The organism is Mycobacterium appelbergii (genome assembly GCF_032883035.1).
Taxonomy (GTDB): Bacteria; Actinomycetota; Actinomycetes; order Mycobacteriales; family Mycobacteriaceae; genus Mycobacterium; species Mycobacterium appelbergii.
Genome location: NZ_JAMQTH010000002.1, coordinates 426,108 through 451,558, shown reverse-complemented (window position 1 = coordinate 451,558; position 25,451 = coordinate 426,108). Strand labels below are relative to the sequence as shown.

Sequence of the window (25,451 nt, the reverse complement as noted above, 5' to 3'; positions counted from 1 at the left end):
GCAAGCCCTGGTCACCCTTCTTCGAGCACCAGAGCCAGTTCAGGGCATGCGGCAACACCGTCGCGGACGCGCTGCTCGTCTTCAGGGCTGACTTCGGTCGACTCGAGAATCGAGTAGCCCGAGTCATCGATCGGAAACAGCTCCGGATCAACGGCGTAGCACTGTGCGTGCCCCACACATTTCGACTGCTCAAGACGAACCTTCATGCGACCTCCTCCGCTCGACCGCCAGTGTTGGTGGCGGCGCCGAAACTCAACGCCATAAGACTAAAGGATTAACTATTTACTTTTCACCGGATCGCCGATCGTCGACCGCGCCCCACGGCGTCGGTCAAAAGGTGGGTCCACCCGGCGGCCCGATCCGGGCAACTCGCCGTTTCTGACATAACCGTCATCATTTCCACTGTATTAGATATGCGCTATACCATGCAGTTATCCTTCTTCATGAGCCTCAAGCCGAAGCGATCAATCACTTGCTTCTGACATCGATATACGCTACGAATGAAGCGTCGCCGATGCTCGCAGGAAGGTCCACGAATGACGTCCGAACTCAACGACGAAGAGACCATGCTGGTCGACACGGTGCGGACGTTCATCGACCGTGACGTGAAACCCACGGTGCGCGAGATCGAACACGCGAACGAGTACCCGCACGCGTGGATCGAGCAGATGAAGCGCATCGGGATCTTCGGCCTGGCCGTACCCGAGGAGTACGGCGGATCACCCGTGTCGATGCCGTGCTACGTGCAGGTGACACAGGAGCTCGCCAGAGGCTGGATGAGTTTGGCCGGTGCGATGGGTGGACACACCGTGGTCGCCAAGTTGATCTCGTTGTTCGGCACCGAGGCACAGCGTCGAAAGTATTTACCGGACATGGCAACCGGCGCGATCCGGGCGACGATGGCACTCACCGAACCCGGTGGCGGGTCGGATCTGCAGGCGATGACGACCACGGCGCGCGCCGATGGCGACGAGTTGGTCGTCAACGGCACGAAAACCTGGATCAGCAACGCCCGTCGATCCAATCTGATTGCCCTGCTGTGCAAGACGGACCCGGCGGCTTCGCCGCGGCATCGCGGCATCTCGGTGGTGCTGGTGGAGCACGGGCCGGGCCTGACCGTATCGCGGGATCTGCCGAAGCTCGGCTACAAAGGCGTGGAGAGTTGCGAACTCTCGTTTGACGACTGCCGGGTGCCACAGTCCGCAATACTCGGCGGCGAGCCCGGTAAGGGATTTGCTCACATGATGAAAGGTCTTGAAACAGGCCGTATTCAAGTGGCATCTCGAGCTCTCGGCGTGGCCACCGCGGCATTCGAGGACGCCCTCAAATACTCGCAGGAACGCGAGAGCTTTGGTCAGCCGATCTGGAAACACCAGTCGGTGGGCAACTATCTGGCCGATATGGCGACCAAACTCACCGCTGCCCGACAACTCACCCGGCACGCCGCGGAACGCTACGACAGCGGTGAACGCTGCGATATGGAAGCCGGGATGGCCAAACTGTTCGCCTCCGAGGTCGCCATGCAGATCGCCCTGGACGCCGTCCGCATCCACGGCGGTTACGGATATTCGACCGAGTACGACGTCGAGCGCTACTTCCGCGACGCCCCACTGATGATCGTCGGTGAAGGCACGAACGAGATCCAGCGCAACGTCATCGCCGCGCAACTGGTCTCCCGCGGCGCCCTGTAACCCACGCAGCGAACGGGGGATCGACCATGGCCTACGTCATCACGCAGAACTGCTGCAAAGACGGCAGTTGCGTCCCGGTCTGCCCGGTGAGCTGCATCCAACCGGTGGGCGGCGCGGGCGAATTCACCGGCACCGAAATGCTGTACATCGATCCCGAAGCCTGCATCGACTGCGGTGCGTGCCTCGAGGAATGCCCGGTCGACGCGATCTTCTACGACGAGGACCTGCCACCCGACCAGGAACGGTTCCGCGAGATCAACGCCGGTTACTTCGAACAGAATCCACTGCAGACCCACAGCCGAGAAACACCGTTGGAGCGGCAGGCAGTCAAACCAGGTGCGCTACGGGTTGCCGTCGTCGGTGCCGGTCCCGCTGCCTGCTATGCGTCTACCGCGCTGATCGGGGTCGACGGCGTCGAGGTCAATCTTTTCGAACGCCTCCCCACACCCTTCGGGCTGATCCGCGCCGGTGTCGCGCCGGACCACCAGCACACCAAGTCTGTCGTGCGAATCTTCGAGCACACCTTCAGCAACAAGCGCTTCGAATGTCATCTCAACGTCGAGATCGGTTCAGACCTGACCCACGACGAGTTGTTGGCGCATCACCATGCCGTCATCTATGCGGTCGGTGCATCACGCAGCCGGGATCTCGACGTACCCGGTAGCGAACTACCCGGCAATCACTCAGCCGCCGACTTCGTGGGCTGGTACAACGGTCATCCGGAGCACGCCCACCATGTGTTCGAGCTGTCCGGAGAGCGAGCCGTAATCATCGGTAACGGTAATGTCGCGCTCGATGTCGCGAGAGTGCTGTTGCTCGACACCGACCATCTGGCGACCACCGACATCGCACCACACGCCTTGGCTGCCCTGTCCGACAGCAGGATTCGCGAGGTCGTGATTCTTGCACGACGCGGCCCCCGTGACGCGGCGTTCTCCGCAGGCGAGTTCCTCGCCCTCGGTCACCTCCCCGGAGTCGACATCGTCGTCGACAGCGCCGACTTGGCGATCTGCCCGGACGACGATGTCGAGACTGCCCTGAAACTCCGGATCGCGCGCGAGTACGCAGACCGGTCCAGCACCGGTTCGAACAAGCGGATCGTCTTCCGATTTGCCGTGTCTCCGACCGAAGTGGTCGGCTCCGACCGAGTCGAAGGCCTACGCGTGGCAACCAACGGCGCGGCGGAAAGCGAGCTCGCGGCGTCACTGATTCTGCGTGCCATCGGATATCAAGGATCGGCGATCGAGCCGCTGCCTTTCGACGCAGCAAGAGGCGTGGTTCCCAACGAGGGCGGGCGCGTCAGCGATGAAGATGGGCAGCCCGTACCCGGCGTCTACGTGACGGGGTGGATCAAACGCGGACCACGTGGCGTCATCGGTACCAACCGAGTCTGCGCGGACGAAACGGTCGCCGCTCTGCTGGAGGACTTTCATGCCGACAGGTTGGCCCCCGCAGTGGCTGACCCTGCAGGCATCGGACGCCTGCTCGACGAACGCGGATCGGCGCCGATCGGATGGGCGGGTTGGCGGGCGATCGACGCCGCCGAACGTCGACGCGGGGCCGAGATGTCCCGGCCCCGCGTCAAATTCACCGCCGTAGCCGACATGGTGTCGGCGGCGAAGGCCTGAACCCGTTCAGACGCCGGCCAATTCGTGTTCGCCGGTGGTCACCCGCGGGAAGTTGAGCATGCGGCGGGCGTTCTGCTCGACGATCAGTGAGCATTCGTCGTCCGGCACATCGGCGAGCACCTCGGCAGCCCGCTTGCGCGAGTTGGGCCAGTTGGAATCGCTGTGCGGGAAGTCGATCTCCAAGGTGATCCGGTCGATCCCGATCTCGTGACGGTTCTTCAACCCGTGCTCGTCATCGATGAAACAACCCCAGAAATGCTTACCGAACAGATCCGACGGGCGGGCGTCGAAATCGATGTCCTGGTAATAACGGTGGCGCTCCCACACGTAGTCCGAGCGCTCCAAGATGTAGGGCACCCAACCGATCCCACCCTCGGCCAGCGAGATCTGCAGCTCCGGGAACTGCTGCAACTTGCCCGAGAACAACAAATCCACTGTGCTCCACATCAAGTTGCACGAGAACAGGGTGATCGCCACGGCGAAAGGGGCGTCCGGAATGACCATCTGGCCGGGCACGGGCTTCATCGACGAGAACGAAAACCCGGGAACAAACGACCCCGAACCGAAGTGCAGCGACACCGGCATCCTGGTCTCAGAACACACCCGCCACAGTGGATCCCAGTGATCGGAATGAAAAGACGGCAGACCCAGCGGCACCGGGCTGTCCGGGAACGACACCGTCCGTGCCCCTTTCGCCGCCACTCGCTGCGCCTCGGCGACCGTCGCGTCGATATCCCACACCGGCAGGATCGCCAACGGGACGTACCGATCCGGTGCGGTGGCACACCACTCGTCGATGTAGAAGTCGTTCCACGCTTTCACGCACAACAGCGCGAGTTCCTTGTCCTTGGCGCGATAGAAGGTGCCACCGCCGAACCCCGGGAACGAGGGGAAGCACAGCGCGGCCTGCACGCCGTCAACGTCCATGTCGGCGATCCTGGCGGCCGGGTCGTAACAACCGGGGATCATGTCCTCGTAGCGAACCGGGTCCATCCCCCACTCCTCGGGCGGCTTACCCGCCACCGCGTTGAGCCCGATGGTGGGGAAAATCTGCCCGTCATAGCTCCACATGTGCTTGCCGTCCATGTCGAGTATCCGTGGCCCGGCCTCGAGGAACCGCTGCGGCAGGCGGTCCTGCCATACCCGCGGGTGCTCGACGAGATGGTCGTCGACGGACACGATCTGGTGCTCATCTTGAAGCGGCACAACGCGCTCCTTCTTTTCTGACATTTCGTCTTGTTTTCTGACGGTTCATCTCACAGACTATATGGCGCAGGACACTTTCGTCTACCGATTGAGAGCCACGACATGAACACCTCGGATCACGGCGACAACGCGGGCGCACGCGAGAAGATCGACGAGGACGACCATGACCTGCTGACTTTCGGGGAGGCCGGCGAACGATTGCGGATCGAGGTCGAGACAGCCGCGGCGGCGCTGGCGGAACTGCGACGTACCGGGTCTCCGGCAGGCGTCGAGAAGGCGGACGCTCGTCTCGAAGCGCTGCGTGCCGCGGCGAAGCGCAACAGCGCCCAGCCCATCAACGACGCCAACTTCGAGAAGTTCTTCGGCTACCCCGGCAAGGCCAAACGCAACCTCCCGGCACCACCTGCCTGAATCATGGCGACGGCGGCAGGGCTTGCCTCGTTCAGGCTGCGCAACCCGGATACTTCTCCTATGGCGCCCACTCCCGACAAGACACGCCGTCCCGGGTATGCCCCTACCTCCAACGTCGGCGTCGGTCGGCGCGGCCTGCACAAACGCGAACGGATCGTCGCCCGTGCGGCCGACGCGTTCCTGGCCAACGGCTTTCACAGCACCTCGCTGGACACCATTGCCAAGGCCGCGAACTGCTCCAGGGCAACCGTGTATCAGTATTTCGCGGGCAAGGAGGAGATCTTTCGGGAACTGAGTGACGCAGCCGGGCGGGCGGTGCTCGACCACGGCGAACGTCTGGGCGATCTGGGCCCGACGATGGTCGGGTTCGGCGCGCTACACGACTGGCTCACCGAATGGGCCGACATCTATGACGACCACGCAGCAGCATTCGCGGAGTACCCGGGTATCGGCACCGAACTGTCGGTGATCGACGCCGGCCCGGTAGCCGAGGAGTACCGCCGGCGCGTGACCGCGCGGCTTCACGCCGCACAACTTCAGGGGCTCGACACGGACGACGCGGCCGCAGTGCTGATGCGCATCCCGCACATGGTCCATCTCTACCGGCACCGCGCTATGTTCGCGTTGCCTGCCCGCGACGTGGTGGCGCGGTCGCTGGCAGTTGCGTTGCAGCTGATGTTGTTTCCTGACACCCCCGACGGGGTGATTGTCGCAGCGCGCGATGCTGCCGAGTCGGTGGAAATGCCGCAGGCGTCTGTCGAAGAAGCCGCGCCTACGCCGGCCGCGCTGGACGTCGAACTGTCACCGATCGCGCAGGAGGCGCTGTCGGTGAGCTCGGCACTGTTCGCCGAGCTCGGGTATTACGCGGTCAGCATGGAGGACATCGCGGCCGCCGCGGATATCAGCCGCGCCACCCTCTACCGGCATTTCAGCACCAAAGACAGGATCCTCGCCGAACTCACCCGCCGGGCGGTGGTCGAGGTCGGGGAGCACGCCGCGACCCTGCCACGGATCGCCGACACCGATGCGCTGACGAGGTGGATGCTGGGTTATGTGCGATTTCACCGCGGCTACCGCGGAGTCATCCGGGCGTGGTTCGACGGCACCGTTGCCGAGCAGCTCGCCGACGCTGCGGTGGAGCACGGTATCGGGGCGATCCACCGGGCGGTAAACGCGTTGTTGGACACCGTCGAACTGCCACCCGTCATCGACCGCAAAGTGGCCGGTGCGGTGTTCCTCGCGGTGCTGGGCCGAATGACCGAGCCGACAGCGGCCGACGAAGCCGACACCGACGCACGCGCCGCTCACCTCATCACGAACCTGCTGCGACGCTCCCTGCTGCGATCGGCTGGAGCTCAGCGCGGTGCGCCGACGTAGCCTGCCGCCGAATTGCGCAACTGCCAGATCTGGGCCGGACACAGCTCTTGAGCGGCCTGCGAGATGAGATAGGAAGCCTGGAATTCGTCGGTGGTATTGAAGTCGGCCTTGAGATCGCCGACCAGCTGGGCATAGGTTCTGCCCGCGGCGATCTTGTCGCAGACCCCGTGGCCGTAGGCCAGCGCCGCGTCCGCGTTGGCAAAGTTGTATCCCGGCCGCACCGTCACATTGACGAGGTAGCCCACGTTATCCGCGTGCGCCACCGGCGTACCGGTGACAACGGCAGCGCACAGTGCGGTGAGTCCGGCCGACCAGATGAGTCGCTTCATAACGGACCAAAGCGTAATTCATTTAGCTGTTTACGGGTAGTCTGCTCAACCATGTCAGTTTCCCGCACTGCCCGACGTTGCGCGATGGCGCTGGCGCTGGTGTCCGGGCTCGCACCTGCCGTCGCGCTGCCGTCGGCACATGCCGACAACAAGCGGCTGAACGAGAGCGTGTTCGTCAACATCTATACCGCCCAGCAGCAGAACGGCTGCCCGACCGAGCCGAAGCTCGACGGTCGACTGGTCGAGGCGGCCCGCGTGCACGCCCTCGACGTGCTGAACAACCCTAATCTCGACGGCGACATCGGCTCCGACGGCTCCACGCCGCAGGACCGGGCCAACGGGCAGGGCTTCGTCGGCACAGCCACCGAGACCGTGGCCATCAATCCGGCCCTGGCGATCAGCGGCATCGAGATCCTCGGCCAATGGTGGTACGACCCACCGCGCCGGGCCATCATGCAGGACTGCGCGAACACCGCCATCGGGGTGTGGTCGGAGAACAGCCTGGCCCGCTCCGTGGTGGTCGCGGTGTACGGGCAGCCCGCGCTGTAGTCAGCCCGCGAGATCGGCGCGGAGCCGCTTCTTGTCCACCTTGCCGCTGGCCAACACCGGCAATTCGGCGACCAGCACCAGTCGCCGCGGAATCTTGTAGCGGGCCAGGCTCTCTCGGATGCCCTCCTGCAACGTCTCCAGCGTCGGTGCGGCGCCGGCCGTCGGCACGACGACCGCGCAGACCGCCTCGCCCCATCGGTCGTCGGGCACGCCGACCACTGCACAGGCCGCCACCGCGTCGAGCGCGCTGACGGCGTCCTCGACCTCGGGCGAGTAGACGTTCTCCCCACCGCTGATGATCACGTCTTTCTTGCGGTCCACCAGGTACAGCAGCCCGCGTTCGTCCACACGGCCCACATCGCCGGTGTGGCACCACCCGTCGCGCAGCGTCACCTCGGTCGCCGGCCGGTCCTGCCAGTAGCCGCGGAACATCGAGCCGGATCGCACGGCGATTTCGCCCGGTTGCCCGGCGGGCACATCGCGCCCATGCTCGTCGACAATGCGAATCCTCGTGCCGGGGAACGGAAACCCGACCGAGCACAGCCGCCGCTCGGCATCCGGGCCGTCGAGCGCGTGCAGTTCCCTCGGCAGCCCGGACACGATGGCCTCGGTCTGTCCGTAGAGGTTCAGGAACCCCGCTCCGGGCAGCACCGACATCGCGCGCCGCAATATGGCCGCCGTTATCGGCGCTGCCGAGTACACCACCGTGCGTACCGATTCCACCGCCGTACCGTCCACCATCTCGTCGAGAAGTGCCCTCAGCATGACGGGCGCCAGGTGCAGCACCGTGATTCGCTCGGCGGCGATCAACCGAACCGCGTCGGCGACGTCGAACTGCTGCTGCAGCACCACAGTTCCGCCGCGGGCATGCAGCCCACCGACGATCGCCAGCGCCCCGACGTGGAACATCGGCATGGTGATCAACGCACAATCGGCAGTGCCACAACACATCTCATTGTTCATGGTCAGCGCGACCGCACGCATCTCACGCTGCCCCAGGATGCAGCACTTCGACGCACCGGTGGTACCGCTGGTGAACAGCAGGTACGCGATGTCCTCAGGCCGGGCAACAAACGCGAGCTCGCCACCCCGCCCGCTGCCGAGGAAGGCTTCGTAGTCGACGGCCCCCGGCTGTGGTTCACCGCCGATCGCCACCACCGCCGGCCGCGACGGCAGGCCGGCCACGAGACCGAGGACGACAGGAACGAACTCGTCGGCGACGAATACGATCGACGGCTCCACCCGGCGCAGCATGCCGTCGATCTCCGGCGGTGAGAGCCGGAAGTTGATGGTGACCATGACGATTCCACTGAGGTGGACGGCGGCGTTCAGTTCACCGAACTCGATGCTGTTGCGGCTGAGCACCGCGATGCGCTGTTGACGACGCACCCCGGCCGCGGCCATCGCCGACACCAGCCGCACGGCCCGCTCACGCAACTGCGCGTAGCTGACGCTGCGATCACCGTGCCGGTAGGCAGCCACGTCGGGGAAGCGCACGGCGTTGTCGGTGACGATGTCGCCGAGCGTCATGTCTCCGGTGTCGGCGCTCCCCATATCGACGGGATTACCTGCTACTCAGCAGCATCGAACCGGCAACCGGTCCTCCGCCCACACCGACCGCCACCACCTCGGGCGTCTTCGGGGCCTGCCGTTCGCCACCTTCGCCCCACATCTGCACGCATGCTTCGTGCAGGAAGCCCATGCCGTGCAACCGGCCGCCGGAGAGCTGACCGCCACTGGTGTTGATCGGCAGCGCGCCATCCAGGGAGATGGTCGAACCATCTCCTAAGAATTCGCCGACCTTGCCGTGGTCGCAGAAGCCCAGCGCCTCCAACCACATCACGGTCAGAAAGGAGAAGCCGTCGTAGAGCTGCGCCATGTCCACATCTGCCGGCGTCAAAGAGGTGTGCTCCCACAGTGTGGCGGCCGAATCGTGGGCAGCCATCGTCGTGATGTCTGCACGCTGGTCCCAGGTGGCGCGTTCGAACATGCCCGGTCCGACGGACTCCACCGTCAGCGGCTGCCGAGGCAGGCCTGCCGCGCCGTCGCGGCGAGACACAATCACGGCGGTCGCTCCGTCGCACGGCACATCGCAGTCGTACAGGCACAACGGCTCGGAGATCATCCGGACGCCGAGGTAGTCCTCCATCGTCATCGGATCGCGGTACACCGCGTCAGGGTTGCGCCCGGCGTTGGTGCGGGCGTTGATCGCGATGCGGCCGAGATGTTCACGGGTCAAACCGAAGTCGTGCATATAGCGCTGTGCGGGCATCGCCAGCCAGTTCGCCGCCGACAGCGCGCCGAACGGTGCCGTCCACTCCAGGTGCGGCGGCAGTTCACCGCCGCCGAACAGCACCGAGGCGCGGCCGCCACCGGCCTGCTGCGCCGCCGTGGACTCCCAGACCGACCGGTACACCACCACGTGGTTGGCCAACCCGAGGCTCACCGCCATGCACGCCTCGATCACCGGACCGATCTGACCGGCGGTCTCCATCGCCGACATGTACCAGCGGGAACGCAGCCCCAGCGCGTTGCGGACTTCCTGGACGGTGGCGCCGGAGAATCCGGCATCGGGCACACCCGGTCCCGGGTAGCTCGCGATGCCGTCCACATCGTCGACGCCGAGACCGGCGTCCTCGATGGCCCGCAACACCGCCTCCAGCGTCAGGTCGAGCCCGGTTCGGCCCAGCCTGCGACCGACCTGCGACTTACCCGCCCCGGTGAGGACGGCCTTCCCGTCGAACGGACCTCTACTCATGTGCGATCCCGCTCCGCTCTCGTCATATGTTTAACGCATTCACCGTACGTCCCCCGCGACTGGCTCAAAAGATGGCGCGCACGATCACATCCACCACCGCGGCGGGCTTCTCCGAGCCGTCGAGTTCGACGGTGTGGCGCATGGTCAGATTGACCGTCGCATCATCGACCCTCGCAACCTCACTGAGTACCGACCGGGCACGGATGCGACTGTTCGCGGTCACCGCCGCCAGGAACCGGACCTTGTTCAGCCCGTAGTTGAGCCGCATCTTCGAGTTCACGATCCGGTAATTGTCCGCGGAGAGCGTCGGAATCAAGGACAGCGTCAGGAAACCGTGCGCGATCGTCGCCCCGTATTGGCTTTCAACCTTCGCCCGCTCCACGTCGACATGGATCCACTGGTGATCGTCGGTGATGTCGGCAAAGGCATCGATCATCTTCTGGTCGACCAGCCGCCATTCACCGACGCCGAGCTCTTCTCCGAGTGCCTGCTCTGCTTCGTCAATCGACCCGATCACCTTCATTGACTGCTCCTGTCGTCCCTACCCAAAATACCGCTATCTATATAACGGTATAGACTGAGCCAACTCATCGGGCAGCCAGCCCCACGACGATCAGGGAGACCCATGGCCACCACCACGTCCCGCGCAGCCATCGTGGCCGCAGCTCGCACACCGATCGGAACGGCACGCAAAGGCACGCTGGCCAATATGGCAGCTGTCGAACTGGCCAAACCGGTGGTGACAGCCGTCATCGAACGCTCCGGTCTGGATGCCGCCGCATACGACGATTTCGTCCTGGCCGAGAGCATGCAGGGCGGCGGCGACAGTGCCCGCTACATCGCGGTGGCCCTCGGACTGACCGATCTTCCCGGGATCGCGGTCAACCGCCAATGTGCGTCGAGCCTGTCGGCGATCGCCATCGGCGCCGGACAGATTGCGGCGGGCATGAGTAACGCCATCCTGGCCGGCGGCATGGAGTCGATCTCCACCGGGCCGATATTGCAGAAGCGCAAGGCCTTCACCAACGGCAAGTCAGCCGAGGATTACGAGCAGTGGTTCCCCGAATCGCACCCGCCGACCGCGGAAGCGCCCGCGATGGACATGTCCATCACCGTGGCGCACAACTGCAACGTCCAGTACGGGATCACCCGCGAGGACCAGGACGAGTGGGCATTGCGTAGCCATCAACGTGCGATCAAGGCCATCGACGCCGGGTCGTTCACCGATGAGATCATCCCGATTCAGGTGCCCCAGGCCGACGGGACCACGATCACGTTCGCCGAGGACGAGCATCCACGGCGGGGCAGTTCGATGGAGTCGCTGGCCGGGCTCAAGGTGCTGCATCCCGAGATCGAGGGCTTCACGGTGACGGCGGGAAACTCGTCGGGCATCAACGACGCGGCAGCGGTCGTCGCGCTGGCCTCGCCCGGCACCGGGCAGAACGTGTTGGCCAACGTATTGTCGTGGACCCAGGTCGGGCTGGACCCGACCCGCACCGGCAGTGGACCGATCAAGGCGATACCAAAGGCACTGGAGCTGGCCGGCCGCAAAATCGAGGACGTGGCGCTGTTCGAGATCAACGAGGCGTTCGCCGCGCAGGCGGTGGCGTGTGCCCGTGAGCTCGGACTCGACGAGGAGATCGTCAACGTCTACGGGTCGGGCATCAGCCTGGGACATCCGATCGCAGCGACAGGCGCCCGGATGGTCACCTCGGCGATCTACGAACTACGCAGGCGCGGTGGCGGAATCGGCGTATTGTCGATGTGCGCAGGCGGCGGCATGGGTGCCGCGATGGTCATCGAGGTGGCCTGAGATGACGACGCTGATCACCGAGGGGCTGTTCAGAGTCGACGGCGAGCGCGCGGTCTTGTTCGCGTCACGCAGGCGCTCGTCGGGCGCGGTGAAGTTCCCGGCCGAGCGGCCGGAGCTCTTCGACGGCGCACCGGAGATCCAGGACGACATCGAAGCCATCGAGTTGTCCACACACGGTTCGCTTTACACGTTCACCACACAGGAGTTCCCGCCGCCGCTGCCGTACAAGGGCAATCGGGATCCGAAAGTGTTCAAGCCCTACGTTGTCGGCTTCGTCGAGTTGGCCGAAGGCGTGCTGGTCGAGTCACTGATCGTCGATGCGGACCCTGCCGACCTGCAGATCGGCCAGCCCCTGGTATCGACCACCACCACGTTGGAGACCCCTGACGGCACGTCGCTGGTGACCTTCGCGTTCCGTCCGGAGGGCTAGGGTCGAGGGGATGACCGATCTGGGCACCCCGCCTTTCGGGCTGCATCCCCTGCACGGCCCGCACCATCCCACGACCGGCAATCCGCCGCGTCGCCGTGGCTCCGCACGTCGGACCACGTCGATCGATATGACCCGCGACAAGGGCTCTCTGGATCCCGTGTTCCTGACCGGGCGGGCCCGCGATATCTGGACCGAGGACGACGGCACGGCAACTGAATTCGGTACGGCCGGACTGTCGGCCACCATCGAATTGGTGGCCCGGGTCGTGCGTCACGTCGAGGTCACACCACCGGTCGCCGCGGCGTCGCGTCTTTCCGGCGCACCGGCGATGAGCGGGTTCCGCGCCGCGGCCGACAAGGCAGCCCCAGAGTTGCGGCGAGCCCGCGACCTGCGCTACACACTGCTCGACGACGTCCCGGTCGCGACGCTGACCTCGGGCCACGCATTGTCTGCGTCCGGCGTACTCGGTGATGTCGGGAAGTCCGGCTATCTACCCGTCGCCGATCAATGCGCGGGATTCGCGACCGGCGGGCTGCTGATGACCTCGTTCGAGGCAGGCGATCCGGCCGTCGTCACCGGCCCGGCAGCGCCCGACCTCGACCACACCGACGATCCCCTTGCCTGGCATCCGGTTTCGCAGTTGTCGCGTCACGGCATGCGACGACGACGACGCATCGACGTCTTCGAGCAGACAGCGCAGCGAATCGGCATCGACGCGATGTTTCGCGACACGTATGTGCGGGCCGACGGGGTGGAGACGATCATCCACGAGTACACGCTGACCGCCGCCGTGAATACGACGAGCGGGGTGATCGTAGAGTCCCACGCGACGCCGCGGGTGCTGCCCTGGCAGGAATGCCCCGGCGCGGTCGCCAGCGCCGAGCGGATCGTCGGGATGACGTTGCCCGAACTACACTTCCGGGTCCGCCAGGAACTCTTCGGCACCAGCACGTGCACGCATCTCAATGACCTGCTGCGCAGCGTCGCCGACGCCGGGGCACTGATCGACCGGGTGGGCGGCGCCTAGGTCAACGGATGTCGGAGAGCGTGGGACCTGCAGCGGCCGTGTCGGTTTCAGGATAGAAGCCGCGCGCCCAGTTGCGAAGTTGTCGGAATCCCGCGGCTTCAGAAGCCGTCAGACCTGGCGGGTCCATGTAGACCTGACTGTCCCAGATGGCGATATCGTCCGGCAATGCTGTCTGTGCGGCTGTCAGACGTTGCTCGTAGTTACCGTTGGCCACGTCGATCCAGTACGTGGAGAAGATATCTGACGTCTCATCGTCGACCGGTGTGGCGCAGATATTGATGATCCGGTATCCCTCCCGGGTGTGCTCGCCGTTGAAAGCGATACCGAGACCGGACCAGTAGATCTCAAGGGTGTTGATCGTCTCCCCGGGGATGTCGATGCCCTCGCTCCACCGTCGGCCGAAGCCGACTTTGGCCGCCCACGTGGATTCATTGCTGCTCTCCCGCAGCACAGTCGGGCTCACCGGGGTGTGATGGACGAATCGAAAGTGATGGGGGTCGACTGCGTTCTCGGCGATGACCTGCGGATGCACATGGATCCCTTCGAACCTGATCCGTGCTTCCGGCCCAACAGGGAAGTACTCCCGATCATGGATGTGATCCCCTAGCACCCGTAGCCCTTCGGGCACCTCCCACGTCGGAGCGCGTCCGGCCGCATCATGCCAGATGTAGATGGATTCGTTGAGTTCGGTCACCGGCCAGGACCGCACCTTACGTCCACGGTTGGGACGCTGCTCATACGGGATCCGCACGTTGCGGCCCTGGCCGCTCCACACCCAGCCATGGAAGGGGCACTGGATACCATCCTCCACTACGCAGCCGTTCGTCAGGTTGGCCCCGAGATGTTGGCAGTGCGCGTCCAGCACATGCACTTCGCCGTCCAGGTCACGGAAGGCGACGAGCTCGACACCGAAATAGTGCAAACCGATCACATCGCCCACAGCGAGGTCCGCGCTCCAGCCGACCTGAAACCATCCGGTCGGCTGCATGCTGGGCAGGCCCTTCATGTTGACTCCTTCGATGTCGACATCGTGTCGCCGACGGTCATCGCGCCCCTCAGGGCTGGGGTTGTGCCGGGATGGTGAGGGATTCACTGTTGTATTTACTGGGCGACAGGCTCGGTCGGCACCCTCGGCATGGTCGCCCTGGTGCACCCAGCGGTCCCAAACCGCGCGGGACAGTAATTGCAGAATCCGGCAAAGGCGTACGGCCCTTCATGCCAGAAGATCGAGAAGCTGCCAACCATCGCCCACACTCCGGGATGGATGCGGTGCTGACGCCGACTCAGCGTGACGAAGTGGGTAATGAGCATGAGGGCGCCGACCACCGACACCGTATTGAAAATCAAGATGTGCACGGGCATGCCTACTCCCTTCGTTGTGACATCTGCGGCCTTCCGGGCACACTCAGACGGTATCGGGAATGCCATTCCCACACAACACCCGTGTATTTTGGGAATTGGATTCTCCGGAGGTGGAGTGCACATATGAGTAACCAGTCCGAGCGCGATGCGATCATGCGTGCTGCGTACCGGTTGATCAGCGGCACCACCTCGCCCACGGCGAGCACATCAATCGAGAGGATCCTGCAAGCGGCGGGAGTTAACCGGCGGATCTTCTACCGGCACTTCGCCTCGAAGGACGACCTGATCATCGCGATGCAGGAGTGGGCGGGCGACCTGATCCTGACCGACCTGCGCAAGGCCGTCAGTTCTGCCGAAACCCCGTCAGCGGCCGTCACCGCCTGGATCGAGGACTACCTGAGCATCGGCTGGCGGGAAACACGATTCCGCGACGCGCTGGCGTTCATGTCCTCGGAGGTGGCCGGCGCTCCGGGCATGGGCGCGGGTCTCGAAGCCACCTATGCCCGCCACCGCGAGGTGCTCACCGCCGCACTGTCCGCGGGACTGGCCGACGGCACCCTGCCCAACGCCCGGCCCGAATTCGACTCCTTCGCCATTCATGCAATCGCCGTGCGTCACGTCGAGGCACGCATCCGTGGTCGCCTGGACACCGACTTCACCGAGGTTCGCGACCAGGTGGTAGCGCTGGTGTTGACCGGACTCTCCGCACCACCGGTGCGCCTGCCGGCCCGGCGGCGATCGCCGCTCGGTGAGCTTTACCGAAAGCCTGAACCACCGTCGACGTTGAGATCGGCCTCGGTGATATAGGTACCATAACGGGAATGGCGTTCCCGCACAATTCAGCACGCAAAGGGAATACTATTCCCCGAGAGCCGTGCACCCGAGCCATGATGCAGTCGAGCATGCGGGCTTATCGGCGCACCATCGGGACGATCATCTCGGCCACGACGGCGATCATCTCGTCGCGCTCGACGGCCACTGTCTGCCGGTGCACCGTGTGCCAGGCGCGATCGAGCAATCCCATCACCGTGACGCCGATGACGTCCGGCGAGTGCTCGCCGTCGCCGGCGATGGCCTGACCCAGCTTCCACGACGCGCGGGACACCATGCGGTTGCGGGAGTTTCGGAACGCGTCGTCATCGGGCGCCGATTGCGTGGAGGCCAGCACGAACGCCCCGTGGTGGTCCATGTAGTCGAAGTAGTGGCCGACCCAGATCCGAATGTCGTTCGCACCCAACGGTTTATCGGCCCCTGCCCACTCGGCAATGACAGCCAGAACCTCGCGGTATGCAGTCTTGCCCAGAACGTTGAAAATCTCCCGCTTGTCCTTGAAATACGTGTAGAAGCCGGCCCGCGAGATGCCACACGCCTCGGTGATCGCGTTGATCGGCGTGCCGGCGTAGCCACGCTCCAGGAACAGCCGACGGCTGGCTTCCAATATGGCCGACCGGGTGCGTTCACCGCGACTGCCGTCCGGTTGCGTATCCGTCGCTGCACCCGAGATCACCGTCATGGAGCGACCATATATGACGTAACTGTCAAGTTCAAGCATCCCAGTTCAACACGATTCGTTACACCTTTTAGAGGACTACTTGACAGTAGTGTCAAGTATGGGCGATGCTCTAACTGAGCCACTTCGAGTTGAGGGAGAAAGACGGCGATGACACAGGCCCAGTTCACGGATGCTCCGATTTTCGATGCCGACCAGCACATGTACGAGACGCCGGAGGCGCTCCTCAAGTACCTGCCCGAGCAGTACAAAAGGGCAGTCCAGTTCGTGCAGATGGGCAGGCACACCAGGATCGCGATCCTGAACAAGATCACCGACTACATGCCGAATCCGACGTTCGAGCGGGTCGCTGCCCCCGGTGCGCACGAGAAGTTCTACTCGGGCCAGAACCCCGAGGGCTTGACGATGCGCGAGATGTCCGGACGTGGCATCGACACGCCCCCCGGCGCCCGCAACCCCGAGGACCGGATCGCCGAGCTCAACGGTCAAGGCGTCGATGCGTGCCTGAACTACCCCACGCTGGCCAACCTCGTCGAGCATTCCTCCGCGGAGGATCCCGAGTTGACGGCGGCAATCATCCACGCCCTCAATCAGTGGATGCTCGAGCACTGGGGATTCAGCCACGCCGACCGGATCTACTCCACGCCGGTGATCAACCTGGGCATCGTCGACGAAGGCCGCCGGGAGCTCGAGTACATCTTGGAAAACGGCGCCAAGGTGGCCCTGATCAAACCTGCACCGGTCAAGGGCTACAAAGGCTGGCGTTCGCCGGCCCTGCCCGAGTTCGATCCGTTCTGGCGCGACGTCGAGGACGCCGGGCTGCCGATCGTGCTCCATGCCAGCCAGCCCCCGCTGCAGGAGTACATCGACATGTGGGAGCCACCCACCACCAGTAGCGCGTTCGAGATGTCGGCATTCAAGTGGACGGCGTTGGGACACCGCGAGATTGCCGACATGCTGACCAGCCTGATCTGCCACGGCACCCTGACCCGGTTCCCGAAGCTGCGGATCGCCAGCGTGGAGAACGGCAGCTCGTGGATCCAGCCGCTCTTCGACGATCTGGCGTCGACTTACGGCAAGATGCCGCAGAACTTTCCCGAGCATCCACACGATGTCTTCCGCCGCAACATCTGGGTCAGCCCGTTCTGGGAGGGCTCGGTGGCCGACGTCGTCAAAACCGTCGGGTGGGACAAAGTGCTGTTCGGTTCGGACTGGCCGCATCCCGAAGGCCTCGCAACCCCGAAGGGCTATTTCAAGTATGCCGAGGGCATGGATGTGCGGCGCACCTACGACTTCATGGGTGACAATGCCCGGCGATTCATGGGCCTGCCGATCGCCAACCCCGACCCCCAAGCCGTGAAGCCGCCGGTGCTGGCGAACGCCTAATCATTCCGGCGCGAGAAGACGCGAAAACCCCCGAAAATGGGCGGAAATGGGGGTTTTCGCGTCTGTTCGCGAGAGATCGGTGCGATCGATCAGTCGCTGGCGGGCAGTGGTTTGGCTTCCTTGAGCGCCAGCGTGACCGTGCCGACGGTGAGGGTTCCTGCGCCGGCCTTGGTGACCAGCACCTCGGCGTCGGCGTCGTCGACATAGCGTTTACCCATCGCGTTACCGTCGGCAAAGGCCGGGTCCGGCGAGGCGCCGACCGGTCGATCGGCGCCCATCGGAACCATGGGCTGACCGCCGCAGCGCAGATCGTCGAGGCTCTCACTGGCCTTGACAACGATCACCTGGGTGTCACATACCTGGCTCTGCAACCGGGTGCCATTCTTGATCATGTTGTGCTCCTTGCTTTTCCGGTGAAACTATTCATTGCTCAGCGGCGGCGACCCTGAGGTCGTCCAGGATCTCGCGGCGCAACACCTTGCCGGTCGGGGTGGTCGGCAATTGCTCGCGAAACACGATGCGGTCGGGAGTGCGCGACCCGCGCAGTTTCGCGCGGGCGAATTCGCGCAGTTGCTCGGGTGCTGGATCGCGATCGGGCTCGGGCACGATCACCGCGACGATGATCTGGCCCCATTCGGCGTCCTCCAGGCCCACGACCGCGACCTCGCGGACGTCGGGATGCTCGACCAGCACGTCCTCGATCTCCGAAGGGGCGATGTTCTCTCCGCCACGGATGATGGTGTCGTCGGACCGGCCGCCGATGAACAGGTAGCCCTCGTCGTCGACCATCGCGATGTCCCTGGTCGGGAACCACCCTTGCGCGTCGAGCACCGAACCGATCTCGGCGTACCGGCCCGACACCTGCGGGCCGCGCACGAACAGTTCGCCGGTCTCACCGGGTCCGAGCACCGTGCCGTCGTCCGCGCGGACCTGCACCTCGATGTCGGGGACCGGACGTCCGACCGAGCTCAACCGCCGGGCCACGGCGTCATCGTGGGCGCCGTGCGCCTGGCGATGGTCGTCCGGGGTCAGCACCGCAATGGTCGAGCTGGTCTCGGTCAGCCCGTAGGCATTGACGAAGCCGACGTGTGGGAGCAGATCAAGCGCCTTGCGCACCAGCGGCTGTGGCACCTTCGATCCACCATAGGCCAGGCTGCGCAGCGTCGACAGCTCGGTGGCTTGCTGCTCCAAAACCGACACGATGCGGTCCAGCATGGTCGGCACCACGGTCGCGGTGGTGACCCGCTCGTCGGCTACCAGACGCACCCATTCACGCGGATCGAACCGGCGCAGGTACACGACTGTCCGACCGGCATAGAGGTTCGACAGCGCGGACATGACTCCGGCGATGTGATACGGCGGCACACATACCAGCGCCACGTCCGACGGGTCGGCCGCACCGAACTCAACGGTTCCGGTGATGTAGCTGGTGAGATTGTTATGCGTCAGCTCAACGGCTTTGGGCCGCGACGTGGTCCCCGAGGTGAACAGTACGACCGCCACACCGTCGGGATCGGCGAACTCCGGAACGGGCTCCGCGGATCGCGCGGAGGCCATGAACTCTTCTGGGCTCAGTACGCGAGCCCCTGCCACGGCGACCATATCGCGATAGTCGTCTTCGACCACGATCAACGGGTCGGCCAGCCGGTCGACAAGCTGACCCAGCCCGTCGGCGCTCAGCCGGTAATTCAGCGGGGTGAACGCAACGTTGGCGCGTGCTGCCGAGAACATCAGCAGCGGCAGCATCGCACCCCCGGTGCCGACATAGGCGACGTGCGACGCCCCCGAGGCGGCCACCACACCCGCGCCGCCATCGGCGAGTTGGCTCAGCGCGGCCGTGGTCAGCCGAATATCGCCGTCCACGAGGGCAACCCGGTCCGGATCGCCCGAAACAGCCATCTCAAGAAGCAACGAGATACTCAACGTCCTCCGCTTTCACGCTTGCCGACCAGTCCACCGCCGGCTGGCGATGACGCGATTCTAGACCCGGAGGCCGAGAATCAGCTATATAGTTATAGAGTTAGCGTACTCAAGTCAAAGCACACCTCAGGAGCACAATGAGCAGCACGCCCGATATCGCTATCATCGGCGTCGGACTCCATCCGTTCGGGCGGTACGAGGACCGCTCTGCGCTGGAGATGGGCGCCGTGGCCATCAGCAGGGCACTGCGTGACGCCGGGGCGCAATGGTCGGACGTGGGCAGCCTCTATGCAGGCAGTCTGGAGGTGGCCAACCCCGAGGCGGTCACCGGGCTGGCCGGCATGACCGGTCTTCCGGCGCGAGCGACTCTCAGCGGCTGCGCCACCGGGAACTCCCTGCTGACACTGGCGGCCCGTGACGTTCAACTCGGAGAGGCCGACATCGCGGTCGGCGTCGGCCTGGACAAGCACCCCCGCGGCGCCTTCGGCGCCGACCCGTCGGTATCCGGGCTGCCTCAGTGGTACGGCGATCAGGGCATGTTCCTGACCACCCACTACTTCGGCACCAAGATCACGCGCTACATGCACGATCACGGCATCAGCGAAGAGACACTCGCCCGGGTAGCGGCCAAGAACTTCGACAACGGCGCGCTGGCACCGCACGCCTGGCGGCGCAAGCCGATGAGCGTCGAGGCGATCCTCGATTCACCAGTGGTGAACGCGCCGCTGCGCCAGTACATGTACTGCAACCCGAACGAGGGCGCCGCCGCCGTGGTGGTCTGCCGGGCCGACAAAGCCAAGCAGTACACCGACACACCGATCTACCTGCGTTCGACGGCCCTGCGCAGCCGTCGTGAAGGAGCCTACGAACTGCTGCGGACGTCGATCGAGCTGCCCATCGTGCCCGGCACCACCGCGGAAGCCGCCGCGGCGGCATACGAACTGGCCGGCATCGGTCCCGACGATATCGACGTCGCACAGCTGCAGGACACCGACTCCGGCTCGGAGATCATCCACATGGCCGAGACCGGGCTGTGCAAGGACGGCGAGCAGGAAGCGCTGCTTGCCGACGGGGCCACCAAGATCGGCGGCAGGCTGCCGATCAACACCGACGGCGGCCTGCTCGCCAACGGGGAGCCGGTCGGTGCATCCGGTCTGCGCCAGATCTACGAACTCGTACAGCAATTGCGCGGTACGGCCGGGGAGCGTCAAGTGCCCGATGACCCACAGGTCGGGCTCGCTCAGCTGTACGGGGCGCCCGGAACCGCCGCCGTCGCCATCCTGTCCAGATAGCCCGACGAAGGGAGCAGTACCCGATGACCGACATCCAGGCCGAATCGCGTCCGCGCGCCACGGTCGACCTCGATCACCATTCGCCCGAGTTCCGCGACGATCCTCTCGGAAAGTTCCGGCAGATGCGCGAATCCGGCTGTCCGGTTGCGCATTCCGATCACTACGAAGGATTCTGGGCGCTCACCGACTATGCCTCGGTCTTCGAAGCCGCCCGCGACGACGCATTGTTCAACTCCTACCCATCGGTCGGTGTGCCCGCGAGCGAGCTGCCGCTGCCAATCCTGCCGATCGAATCCGATCCGCCGGAGACCCAGCAGCTGCGCGAGGTCACCCTCAAACGGTTCTCCCCCGGATCCGCCGAACGGTTCCGTGATGCCGCAATCGAGATGACCAACGAGGCGATCGACGCGTTCATCGAGCGTGGCCATTGCGATCTGGTGACCGAGCTCACCACGCCGCTGCCTGCCCGCTTGATTCTGCGCTTGCTGAACTTCGACGAATCGCGTGCCATGGACTGGGTGCACTGGGTGCACAGCGTCGTCCACGATCGCGCGTCCGACCCTGAAAAAGCCGGGATCTCGGGCATGGAGATGTTCGGCGAGATCGTCAAACACATGGAGCAGCGGCGTGCCGAGGGTCTCGGCGACGACCTGTTCAGCGACATATTGCGTGGCCAGGTGGACGGTAAGCCGCTCGATGACGGCCAGATCACCATGTACACGGTGCTGATGATGCTGGGCGGTATGGACACCACCAGCGGCTTCACCGGCAACGTGCTGCGTCGCCTGTGCGAGGACACCGAGCTGCGGAAGAAGTTCATCGACGATCCCAGCCTGATCAAGAAGTCCACCGACGAACTGCTGCGGCTGTACACCCCCACGCTCGGGCTGGCACGCACGGTATCGCGGGACGCGGAGTTCCACGGCCAGCAGCTGTGCCAGGGTGACCGGGCGATCCTGATGTGGGCGGGAGCGAACCGCGACCCGGCCATGTTCGAGAATCCCAACGCGCTGGACCTCGACCGGCCGAACGCCAAGAAGCACATGGCATTCGGCATCGGAATGCACCGCTGCCTGGGATCGCACTACGCCAAGATGATGTTCGATGTCCTGGTCACCCAGATACTGAAGCGCCTCCCGGACTTCGAACTGGACGGCGAGCCCAAGTTCTTCGAAGACGCCGGCGAGGTGTACGCCGTACGGCAGCTGCCGGTCAAGTTCACTCCAGGCCCGCGGGCGAGCTGACGTTGGAGGTATCCGTGTCCACGGTGCACGTGGACGGGGCCACGATCGCGTACACCGAATCCGGCACCGGCCCACCGGTGGTGTTCGTGCACGGCGCGTATGTGACCGGGGCCCTGTGGGATGACGTTGCCCGCCGACTGTCCGACACACATCGGTGCATTGCTCCGACCTGGCCGTTCGGCGCGCAGCGCACCCCACTCGGAGAAGCGGTCGACCTCTCGGTCGAAGCGGCCGGGCGGCGCATTCCGGCGCTGCTCGAGGCGTTGGACCTGTCCGACGTGACGCTGGTGGCCAACGACACCGGCGGTGGCATCGTGTTGGCGGCGCTGGGGGCGAAGGGGCTGGACTGGAGCCGGGTGTCGCAACTGGTATTCACCAACTGCGACAGCTACGAACACTTCCCGCCCGCCGGCTTCGCCCCGATGGTGCGGCTGTGCCGACTGAACCGCTTCGTCGGCGCGGCGTTGATGCGGTTGCTGACCACCCCGCCCGGCCTGAAGGTCTTCATCGGGGCCGTCACCAAGGACGGCATCGACGCCGATCGCCGCGCCGCGATCTTCGGCGGCTTCCTGTCGTCCGCGGCCGTTCGTCGTGACGCAGTGCGTTTCACCGCGGACCTGCAACCCCGCCACACCATGGCGGCCGCAGGTGCCATCGAGGAGTGGACCAAACCGGTTCTGTTCACCTGGGGTGACGCCGACGATATGTTTCCCCTGTCCCACGCCCGGCGACTGGCCGATGCTTTCCCGAACGCGAGACTGGAGCGGATCGCCGGCTCGTCCACGTATGTGATGCTGGATCGTCCCGAGCAGACCGCGGCCCTGATTCGCCAGTTCCTGGGCGGCTGAGCCGGTGAATACCCAAGAGCGGCAGCCGGTGCCGGCAGTCAGCGTCGCCGGTCTGCTGGACGAATGTGCGACCGCGCGGCCGGACCGGCCACTGTTACGCGACACCGACGGAGTGACGCTGACGGTGGCTCACGTTGCTGCACTCTCTTCGGAGGCCACCCGATGGCTGCGCGACGCCGGTGTGCGGCCCGGTATGACCGTCGCGTGGCAGTTACCCTCGCATGTCACGGCAGCCGTGGTGATGCTGGCGCTGTCCCGCATGCCGGTCACCCAGGCCCCGGTGCTGCACCTCTACCGTCAGCGCGAGGTGTGCACGGCACTCGACGTCGCTCGAGCCGATATCCTGTTGGTAGACAAGACGACAGCGGATAATGCTCCCGCACACGTACCTACCGTCCTCCTGCCCGAAAACCTGCTCGACATTGTGCAGGCAGCGCCGGAACCGGATTCGAACGGCGCGCGCAGCTCGACAGACCCGCACTGGGTGTATTTCACATCGGGCACCACCGGTCGCCCCAAGGGCGTCAAGCACACCGACGCCACCCTGCTCAGCGCCGCCCGCGGTTATGTCACCCACCTCGGGGTGGGCAGTCATCCGCAGGAGGTCGGCACCATCGCCTTCCCCATCGCACACGTAGGCGGGATGGTCTATCTCGCGGCCGCGTTGCTCGGTGATTTCCCGGTGCTGTTGGTCCCGAAGGTCACCGAGAGCCTGCCCGGCCTGCTCGCCGAGCACCGCGTGACGGTGACCGGCGCCAGCACCGCTTTTTACCAGATGCTCGTTGCCGCCCAAAACACCACTCCGACAGACGAACTGCTGATGCCGTCACTACGGATGCTGATCGGTGGGGGCGCGGCCTGCCCACCGGAGGTACACCGGCAGGTACGCAGGCAGCTGCGCATCCCGGTGGTGCACGCGTATGGCATGACCGAGGCTCCGATGGTCTGCGTCAGTGAGACGACCGACTCGGACGAACAACTCGCCAACAGCGCGGGACGGCCGATCCCCGGATCGCAGGTCCGGATCGGGCCGGCCGGCGAGATCGAGTTACGCGGGGGGAACCTGACACCGGGCTATGTCGACTCCGAACATTGGGACCGGGCCCTGACCGCCGACGGCTGGTTCCGCACCGGAGACCGCGGCCACCTGCGTCCGGACGGTCGCATCGTGGTCACCGGTCGCACCAAGGATCTGATCATCCGCAAGGGCGAGAACATCGCGCCCGACGAGATCGAGAACGAGCTGCTCGCGCATCCGCTCGTCGACGAGATCGCGGTGCTGGGCCAGCCTGACGAACTGCGCGGTGAGCTGGTGTGCGCGGTGGTGCGGCGCTCGCCGCGGCACCGCGAGGTCACCCTCGATGAGCTGTGCAGCTTCCTCGACGAGCGCGGACTGATGAAGCAGAAGTGGCCGGAACGGCTCGTCCTGGTCGACGAGTTCCCACTGACCGGGTTAGGCAAGGTCGCCAAATCCGAACTGGCCCGGCAGATCACAGGAGGAACCCGATGACCGCGTTGGCGGACGACGAGCGTCAGGAACTCGCACAGTCGGTACGTGCCGCCTGCGAACGGATGGCGTCCGAGGAGCGGGTGCGTGCCGTCGCCTACGGCGAGGCCGGCGACGACAGGAAGGGCGGCTCCGGTTTCGACCCGTCCCTCTGGGACGCGTTGTGCAACCAGGTCGGGGTGGCCGCTATCGCGCTGCCCGAACATCTGGGGGGCGCCGGTTATGGCGCGTCGGCGCTTGGCGTGGTGGCCCACGAATTGGGCCGCGCGCTGGCGCCGGTACCGTTCGTCAGTTCCACGGTGCTGGCGACGGGCCTGCTGCTCGACCTGGGCGAGGGCGATCCCGACGCCGACAAGCGGCTCGCCGGTCTCGCCGAGGGCGGGCGCACCGCCGCAGCAGCACTCACCGGCGACGGAGGGCTCTGGCACCGGAATGCGGTGACGCTGAGGGCGATTCGCAGCAATGACGAATGGCGCATCAACGGCACCGCACAACATGTGCTCGGCGGCGCCGTCGCCGACGATCTCGTGGTGGTCGCCAACGCCGAGGACGGCGAACCCGCGGTGTTCCTCCTCGACCCGGCGGACGAAACCGTCGTCGTACAGCCCGAAGACGTGCTCGACGGCACCAGACCGATGGCCACCATGACACTGCGCGCAGCCCGTGCGGTTCGCCTGTCCGGCGCGGAACCCGTCGACGAGGTCATCGAGCGCAATGTCAACGTGGCGATTGCGGTGCTGTCAGCCGAGCAGGTCGGCGCGTGCGAGCGGGTGCTCGAGAACGCGACCGCTTACGCGCGCACCCGAGAACAGTTCGGCCGCCCCATCGGCAGCTTCCAGGCGATCAAACACAAGTGCGCCGACATGCTGGTCGATCTGGAGTGGGCCCGGTCGGCGTCGCAGGCGGCGTTGCAGGCTCTCGACGGCACGGACAGCGGCGCCGGCGAAGCGGATTGGCGGGCCAGCATGGCCAAGGCGGTGTGCTCGGAGGCACTGCGCAATACGGTCCATGCCAACGTCCAGATTCACGGCGGCATCGGGTTCACCTGGGAGGATTCAGCGCATCTCTACCTCAGGCGGGCCCGGACCGACGAGGTGCTGTTCGGCTCACCGGCCCAACACTGGGACCGCTTGGCCACGTTGATCAAGTTGGTCTGACCTCGC

The 25,451-nt window shown here is 65.2% G+C and carries 26 protein-coding genes; 15 read left to right on the top strand and 11 right to left on the bottom strand.

The features are described 5' to 3' along the window. Positions 1 to 11: 11 nt before the first annotated feature. Complete coding sequence (locus tag M1247_RS06440; RefSeq protein ID WP_317155437.1) at positions 12 to 206, bottom strand: ferredoxin FdxE; 195 nt, start codon at positions 204 to 206, stop codon at positions 12 to 14. A gap of 330 nt (positions 207 to 536) precedes the next feature. On the opposite strand from M1247_RS06440, the gene M1247_RS06435 reads away from it, so the two are divergent. Together M1247_RS06435 and M1247_RS06430 are read left to right on the top strand one after the other, a co-directional pair. After that, on the top strand, positions 537 to 1,691 hold the full coding sequence (locus tag M1247_RS06435) for an acyl-CoA dehydrogenase family protein (protein ID WP_317155436.1): 1,155 nt from the start codon (positions 537 to 539) through the stop codon (positions 1,689 to 1,691). A 26-nt stretch (positions 1,692 to 1,717) separates the two neighbouring features. Beyond that, the gene (locus M1247_RS06430) at positions 1,718 to 3,319 is read left to right on the top strand and encodes an FAD-dependent oxidoreductase (protein ID WP_317155435.1); all 1,602 of its coding nucleotides are present in this window, start codon (positions 1,718 to 1,720) and stop codon (positions 3,317 to 3,319) included. 6 nt (positions 3,320 to 3,325) lie between these two features. Here M1247_RS06430 and M1247_RS06425 read toward each other — a convergent pair whose 3' ends face one another. Beyond that, positions 3,326 to 4,525 carry an amidohydrolase family protein gene (locus M1247_RS06425; RefSeq protein WP_317155434.1) on the bottom strand — a complete coding sequence of 400 codons (1,200 nt, stop codon included), beginning with the start codon at positions 4,523 to 4,525 and terminating at the stop codon, positions 3,326 to 3,328. Between the two features lie 102 nt (positions 4,526 to 4,627). Here M1247_RS06425 and M1247_RS06420 point away from each other — a divergent pair, with 102 nt between their 5' ends. Together M1247_RS06420 and M1247_RS06415 are read left to right on the top strand one after the other, a co-directional pair. Then, positions 4,628 to 4,936 carry an acyl-CoA synthetase gene (locus M1247_RS06420; protein ID WP_317155433.1) on the top strand — a complete coding sequence of 103 codons (309 nt, stop codon included), beginning with the start codon at positions 4,628 to 4,630 and terminating at the stop codon, positions 4,934 to 4,936. A 60-nt stretch (positions 4,937 to 4,996) separates the two neighbouring features. Then, positions 4,997 to 6,313, top strand: coding sequence for a TetR family transcriptional regulator (locus M1247_RS06415; protein WP_317155432.1), 1,317 nt, complete (start codon positions 4,997 to 4,999; stop codon positions 6,311 to 6,313). On the opposite strand, the gene M1247_RS06410 is transcribed toward M1247_RS06415, so the two are convergent. Beyond that, positions 6,292 to 6,642, bottom strand: coding sequence for a DUF732 domain-containing protein (locus M1247_RS06410; RefSeq protein ID WP_410506821.1), 351 nt, complete (start codon positions 6,640 to 6,642; stop codon positions 6,292 to 6,294). The two genes, M1247_RS06415 and M1247_RS06410, sit on opposite strands and share 22 nt — an antisense overlap. A 51-nt stretch (positions 6,643 to 6,693) precedes the next feature. Here M1247_RS06410 and M1247_RS06405 point away from each other — a divergent pair, with 51 nt between their 5' ends. Further along, positions 6,694 to 7,191, top strand: coding sequence for a CAP domain-containing protein (locus tag M1247_RS06405; RefSeq protein WP_410506820.1), 498 nt, complete (start codon positions 6,694 to 6,696; stop codon positions 7,189 to 7,191). Here M1247_RS06405 and M1247_RS06400 read toward each other — a convergent pair whose 3' ends face one another. The 3 genes from M1247_RS06400 to M1247_RS06390 form a co-directional block, all read right to left on the bottom strand. After that, complete coding sequence (locus M1247_RS06400) at positions 7,192 to 8,745, bottom strand: AMP-binding protein (RefSeq protein ID WP_317155431.1); 1,554 nt, start codon at positions 8,743 to 8,745, stop codon at positions 7,192 to 7,194. Positions 8,746 to 8,755: 10 nt separating this feature from the next. After that, a complete protein-coding gene (locus M1247_RS06395) occupies positions 8,756 to 9,949 on the bottom strand; it encodes a thiolase family protein (RefSeq protein ID WP_317155430.1) in 1,194 nt (397 codons plus the stop codon). Between the two features lie 64 nt (positions 9,950 to 10,013). Further along, on the bottom strand, positions 10,014 to 10,472 hold the full coding sequence (locus M1247_RS06390; protein ID WP_317155429.1) for a MaoC family dehydratase: 459 nt from the start codon (positions 10,470 to 10,472) through the stop codon (positions 10,014 to 10,016). A 102-nt stretch (positions 10,473 to 10,574) separates the two neighbouring features. Here M1247_RS06390 and M1247_RS06385 point away from each other — a divergent pair, with 102 nt between their 5' ends. Genes M1247_RS06385 through M1247_RS06375 form a run of 3 tightly spaced genes read left to right on the top strand, consistent with a single transcriptional unit; the run spans position 10,575 to position 13,219 of the window. Beyond that, positions 10,575 to 11,762 (top strand): thiolase family protein, encoded by a 1,188-nt coding sequence (locus M1247_RS06385; RefSeq protein WP_317155428.1) that lies wholly within the window; start codon positions 10,575 to 10,577, stop codon positions 11,760 to 11,762. Between the two features lies 1 nt (position 11,763). Next, the gene (locus tag M1247_RS06380) at positions 11,764 to 12,192 is read left to right on the top strand and encodes a Zn-ribbon domain-containing OB-fold protein (protein ID WP_317155427.1); all 429 of its coding nucleotides are present in this window, start codon (positions 11,764 to 11,766) and stop codon (positions 12,190 to 12,192) included. Positions 12,193 to 12,202: 10 nt separating this feature from the next. After that, positions 12,203 to 13,219: a DUF2889 domain-containing protein gene (locus tag M1247_RS06375; RefSeq protein WP_317155426.1), complete on the top strand. Its 1,017-nt coding sequence runs from the start codon at positions 12,203 to 12,205 to the stop codon at positions 13,217 to 13,219. A 1-nt stretch (position 13,220) separates the two neighbouring features. Here the strand turns inward: M1247_RS06375 and M1247_RS06370 are convergent, their stop codons facing one another. After that, positions 13,221 to 14,225, bottom strand: coding sequence for a Rieske 2Fe-2S domain-containing protein (locus M1247_RS06370; protein WP_317155425.1), 1,005 nt, complete (start codon positions 14,223 to 14,225; stop codon positions 13,221 to 13,223). Positions 14,226 to 14,320: 95 nt separating this feature from the next. After that, positions 14,321 to 14,581 (bottom strand): hypothetical protein, encoded by a 261-nt coding sequence (locus tag M1247_RS06365; protein WP_317155424.1) that lies wholly within the window; start codon positions 14,579 to 14,581, stop codon positions 14,321 to 14,323. 123 nt (positions 14,582 to 14,704) lie between these two features. On the opposite strand from M1247_RS06365, the gene M1247_RS06360 reads away from it, so the two are divergent. Next, positions 14,705 to 15,388 carry a TetR/AcrR family transcriptional regulator gene (locus M1247_RS06360; protein ID WP_317155423.1) on the top strand — a complete coding sequence of 228 codons (684 nt, stop codon included), beginning with the start codon at positions 14,705 to 14,707 and terminating at the stop codon, positions 15,386 to 15,388. 103 nt (positions 15,389 to 15,491) lie between these two features. Here M1247_RS06360 and M1247_RS06355 read toward each other — a convergent pair whose 3' ends face one another. After that, positions 15,492 to 16,094 (bottom strand): TetR/AcrR family transcriptional regulator, encoded by a 603-nt coding sequence (locus M1247_RS06355; protein ID WP_317155422.1) that lies wholly within the window; start codon positions 16,092 to 16,094, stop codon positions 15,492 to 15,494. A gap of 147 nt (positions 16,095 to 16,241) precedes the next feature. Between M1247_RS06355 and M1247_RS06350 the strand changes: the two genes are divergently transcribed. Next, positions 16,242 to 17,477, top strand: a complete 1,236-nt coding sequence (locus M1247_RS06350) for an amidohydrolase family protein (protein WP_317155421.1) — start codon at positions 16,242 to 16,244, stop codon at positions 17,475 to 17,477. 89 nt (positions 17,478 to 17,566) lie between these two features. Here the strand turns inward: M1247_RS06350 and M1247_RS06345 are convergent, their stop codons facing one another. Then, positions 17,567 to 17,869 carry a hypothetical protein gene (locus M1247_RS06345; protein ID WP_317155420.1) on the bottom strand — a complete coding sequence of 101 codons (303 nt, stop codon included), beginning with the start codon at positions 17,867 to 17,869 and terminating at the stop codon, positions 17,567 to 17,569. Positions 17,870 to 17,900: 31 nt separating this feature from the next. Further along, complete coding sequence (locus tag M1247_RS06340) at positions 17,901 to 19,400, bottom strand: class I adenylate-forming enzyme family protein (protein WP_317155419.1); 1,500 nt, start codon at positions 19,398 to 19,400, stop codon at positions 17,901 to 17,903. Between the two features lie 134 nt (positions 19,401 to 19,534). On the opposite strand from M1247_RS06340, the gene M1247_RS06335 reads away from it, so the two are divergent. Genes M1247_RS06335 through M1247_RS06315 form a run of 5 tightly spaced genes read left to right on the top strand, consistent with a single transcriptional unit; the run spans position 19,535 to position 25,445 of the window. Then, positions 19,535 to 20,689, top strand: coding sequence for a thiolase family protein (locus M1247_RS06335; protein WP_317155418.1), 1,155 nt, complete (start codon positions 19,535 to 19,537; stop codon positions 20,687 to 20,689). A 23-nt stretch (positions 20,690 to 20,712) separates the two neighbouring features. Next, positions 20,713 to 21,933, top strand: a complete 1,221-nt coding sequence (locus M1247_RS06330) for a cytochrome P450 (RefSeq protein ID WP_317155417.1) — start codon at positions 20,713 to 20,715, stop codon at positions 21,931 to 21,933. A 14-nt stretch (positions 21,934 to 21,947) separates the two neighbouring features. Next, positions 21,948 to 22,781, top strand: coding sequence for an alpha/beta fold hydrolase (locus M1247_RS06325; protein ID WP_317155416.1), 834 nt, complete (start codon positions 21,948 to 21,950; stop codon positions 22,779 to 22,781). Between the two features lie 4 nt (positions 22,782 to 22,785). Next, positions 22,786 to 24,291, top strand: a complete 1,506-nt coding sequence (locus M1247_RS06320; RefSeq protein WP_410506819.1) for a class I adenylate-forming enzyme family protein — start codon at positions 22,786 to 22,788, stop codon at positions 24,289 to 24,291. Next, positions 24,288 to 25,445, top strand: a complete 1,158-nt coding sequence (locus M1247_RS06315; RefSeq protein WP_317155415.1) for an acyl-CoA dehydrogenase family protein — start codon at positions 24,288 to 24,290, stop codon at positions 25,443 to 25,445. Before M1247_RS06320 ends, M1247_RS06315 begins: the two co-directional genes overlap by 4 nt. Positions 25,446 to 25,451: the final 6 nt, after the last annotated feature.

Bases quoted from the DNA above. Each gene is read 5' to 3' on its own strand.
- M1247_RS06440 (WP_317155437.1), bottom strand. From the start codon at position 206: ATGAAGGTTCGTCTTGAGCAGTCGAAATGTGTGGGGCACGCACAGTGC.
- M1247_RS06435 (WP_317155436.1), top strand. From the start codon at position 537: ATGACGTCCGAACTCAACGACGAAGAGACCATGCTGGTCGACACGGTG.
- M1247_RS06430 (WP_317155435.1), top strand. From the start codon at position 1,718: ATGGCCTACGTCATCACGCAGAACTGCTGCAAAGACGGCAGTTGCGTC.
- M1247_RS06420 (WP_317155433.1), top strand. From the start codon at position 4,628: ATGAACACCTCGGATCACGGCGACAACGCGGGCGCACGCGAGAAGATC.
- M1247_RS06415 (WP_317155432.1), top strand. From the start codon at position 4,997: ATGGCGCCCACTCCCGACAAGACACGCCGTCCCGGGTATGCCCCTACC.
- M1247_RS06410 (WP_410506821.1), bottom strand. From the start codon at position 6,642: ATGAAGCGACTCATCTGGTCGGCCGGACTCACCGCACTGTGCGCTGCC.
- M1247_RS06405 (WP_410506820.1), top strand. From the start codon at position 6,694: ATGTCAGTTTCCCGCACTGCCCGACGTTGCGCGATGGCGCTGGCGCTG.
- M1247_RS06400 (WP_317155431.1), bottom strand. From the start codon at position 8,745: ATGGGGAGCGCCGACACCGGAGACATGACGCTCGGCGACATCGTCACC.
- M1247_RS06395 (WP_317155430.1), bottom strand. From the start codon at position 9,949: ATGAGTAGAGGTCCGTTCGACGGGAAGGCCGTCCTCACCGGGGCGGGT.
- M1247_RS06390 (WP_317155429.1), bottom strand. From the start codon at position 10,472: ATGAAGGTGATCGGGTCGATTGACGAAGCAGAGCAGGCACTCGGAGAA.
- M1247_RS06385 (WP_317155428.1), top strand. From the start codon at position 10,575: ATGGCCACCACCACGTCCCGCGCAGCCATCGTGGCCGCAGCTCGCACA.
- M1247_RS06380 (WP_317155427.1), top strand. From the start codon at position 11,764: ATGACGACGCTGATCACCGAGGGGCTGTTCAGAGTCGACGGCGAGCGC.
- M1247_RS06375 (WP_317155426.1), top strand. From the start codon at position 12,203: ATGACCGATCTGGGCACCCCGCCTTTCGGGCTGCATCCCCTGCACGGC.
- M1247_RS06370 (WP_317155425.1), bottom strand. From the start codon at position 14,225: ATGAAGGGCCTGCCCAGCATGCAGCCGACCGGATGGTTTCAGGTCGGC.
- M1247_RS06365 (WP_317155424.1), bottom strand. From the start codon at position 14,581: ATGCCCGTGCACATCTTGATTTTCAATACGGTGTCGGTGGTCGGCGCC.
- M1247_RS06360 (WP_317155423.1), top strand. From the start codon at position 14,705: ATGAGTAACCAGTCCGAGCGCGATGCGATCATGCGTGCTGCGTACCGG.
- M1247_RS06355 (WP_317155422.1), bottom strand. From the start codon at position 16,094: ATGACGGTGATCTCGGGTGCAGCGACGGATACGCAACCGGACGGCAGT.
- M1247_RS06350 (WP_317155421.1), top strand. From the start codon at position 16,242: ATGACACAGGCCCAGTTCACGGATGCTCCGATTTTCGATGCCGACCAG.
- M1247_RS06345 (WP_317155420.1), bottom strand. From the start codon at position 17,869: ATGATCAAGAATGGCACCCGGTTGCAGAGCCAGGTATGTGACACCCAG.
- M1247_RS06335 (WP_317155418.1), top strand. From the start codon at position 19,535: ATGAGCAGCACGCCCGATATCGCTATCATCGGCGTCGGACTCCATCCG.
- M1247_RS06330 (WP_317155417.1), top strand. From the start codon at position 20,713: ATGACCGACATCCAGGCCGAATCGCGTCCGCGCGCCACGGTCGACCTC.
- M1247_RS06315 (WP_317155415.1), top strand. From the start codon at position 24,288: ATGACCGCGTTGGCGGACGACGAGCGTCAGGAACTCGCACAGTCGGTA.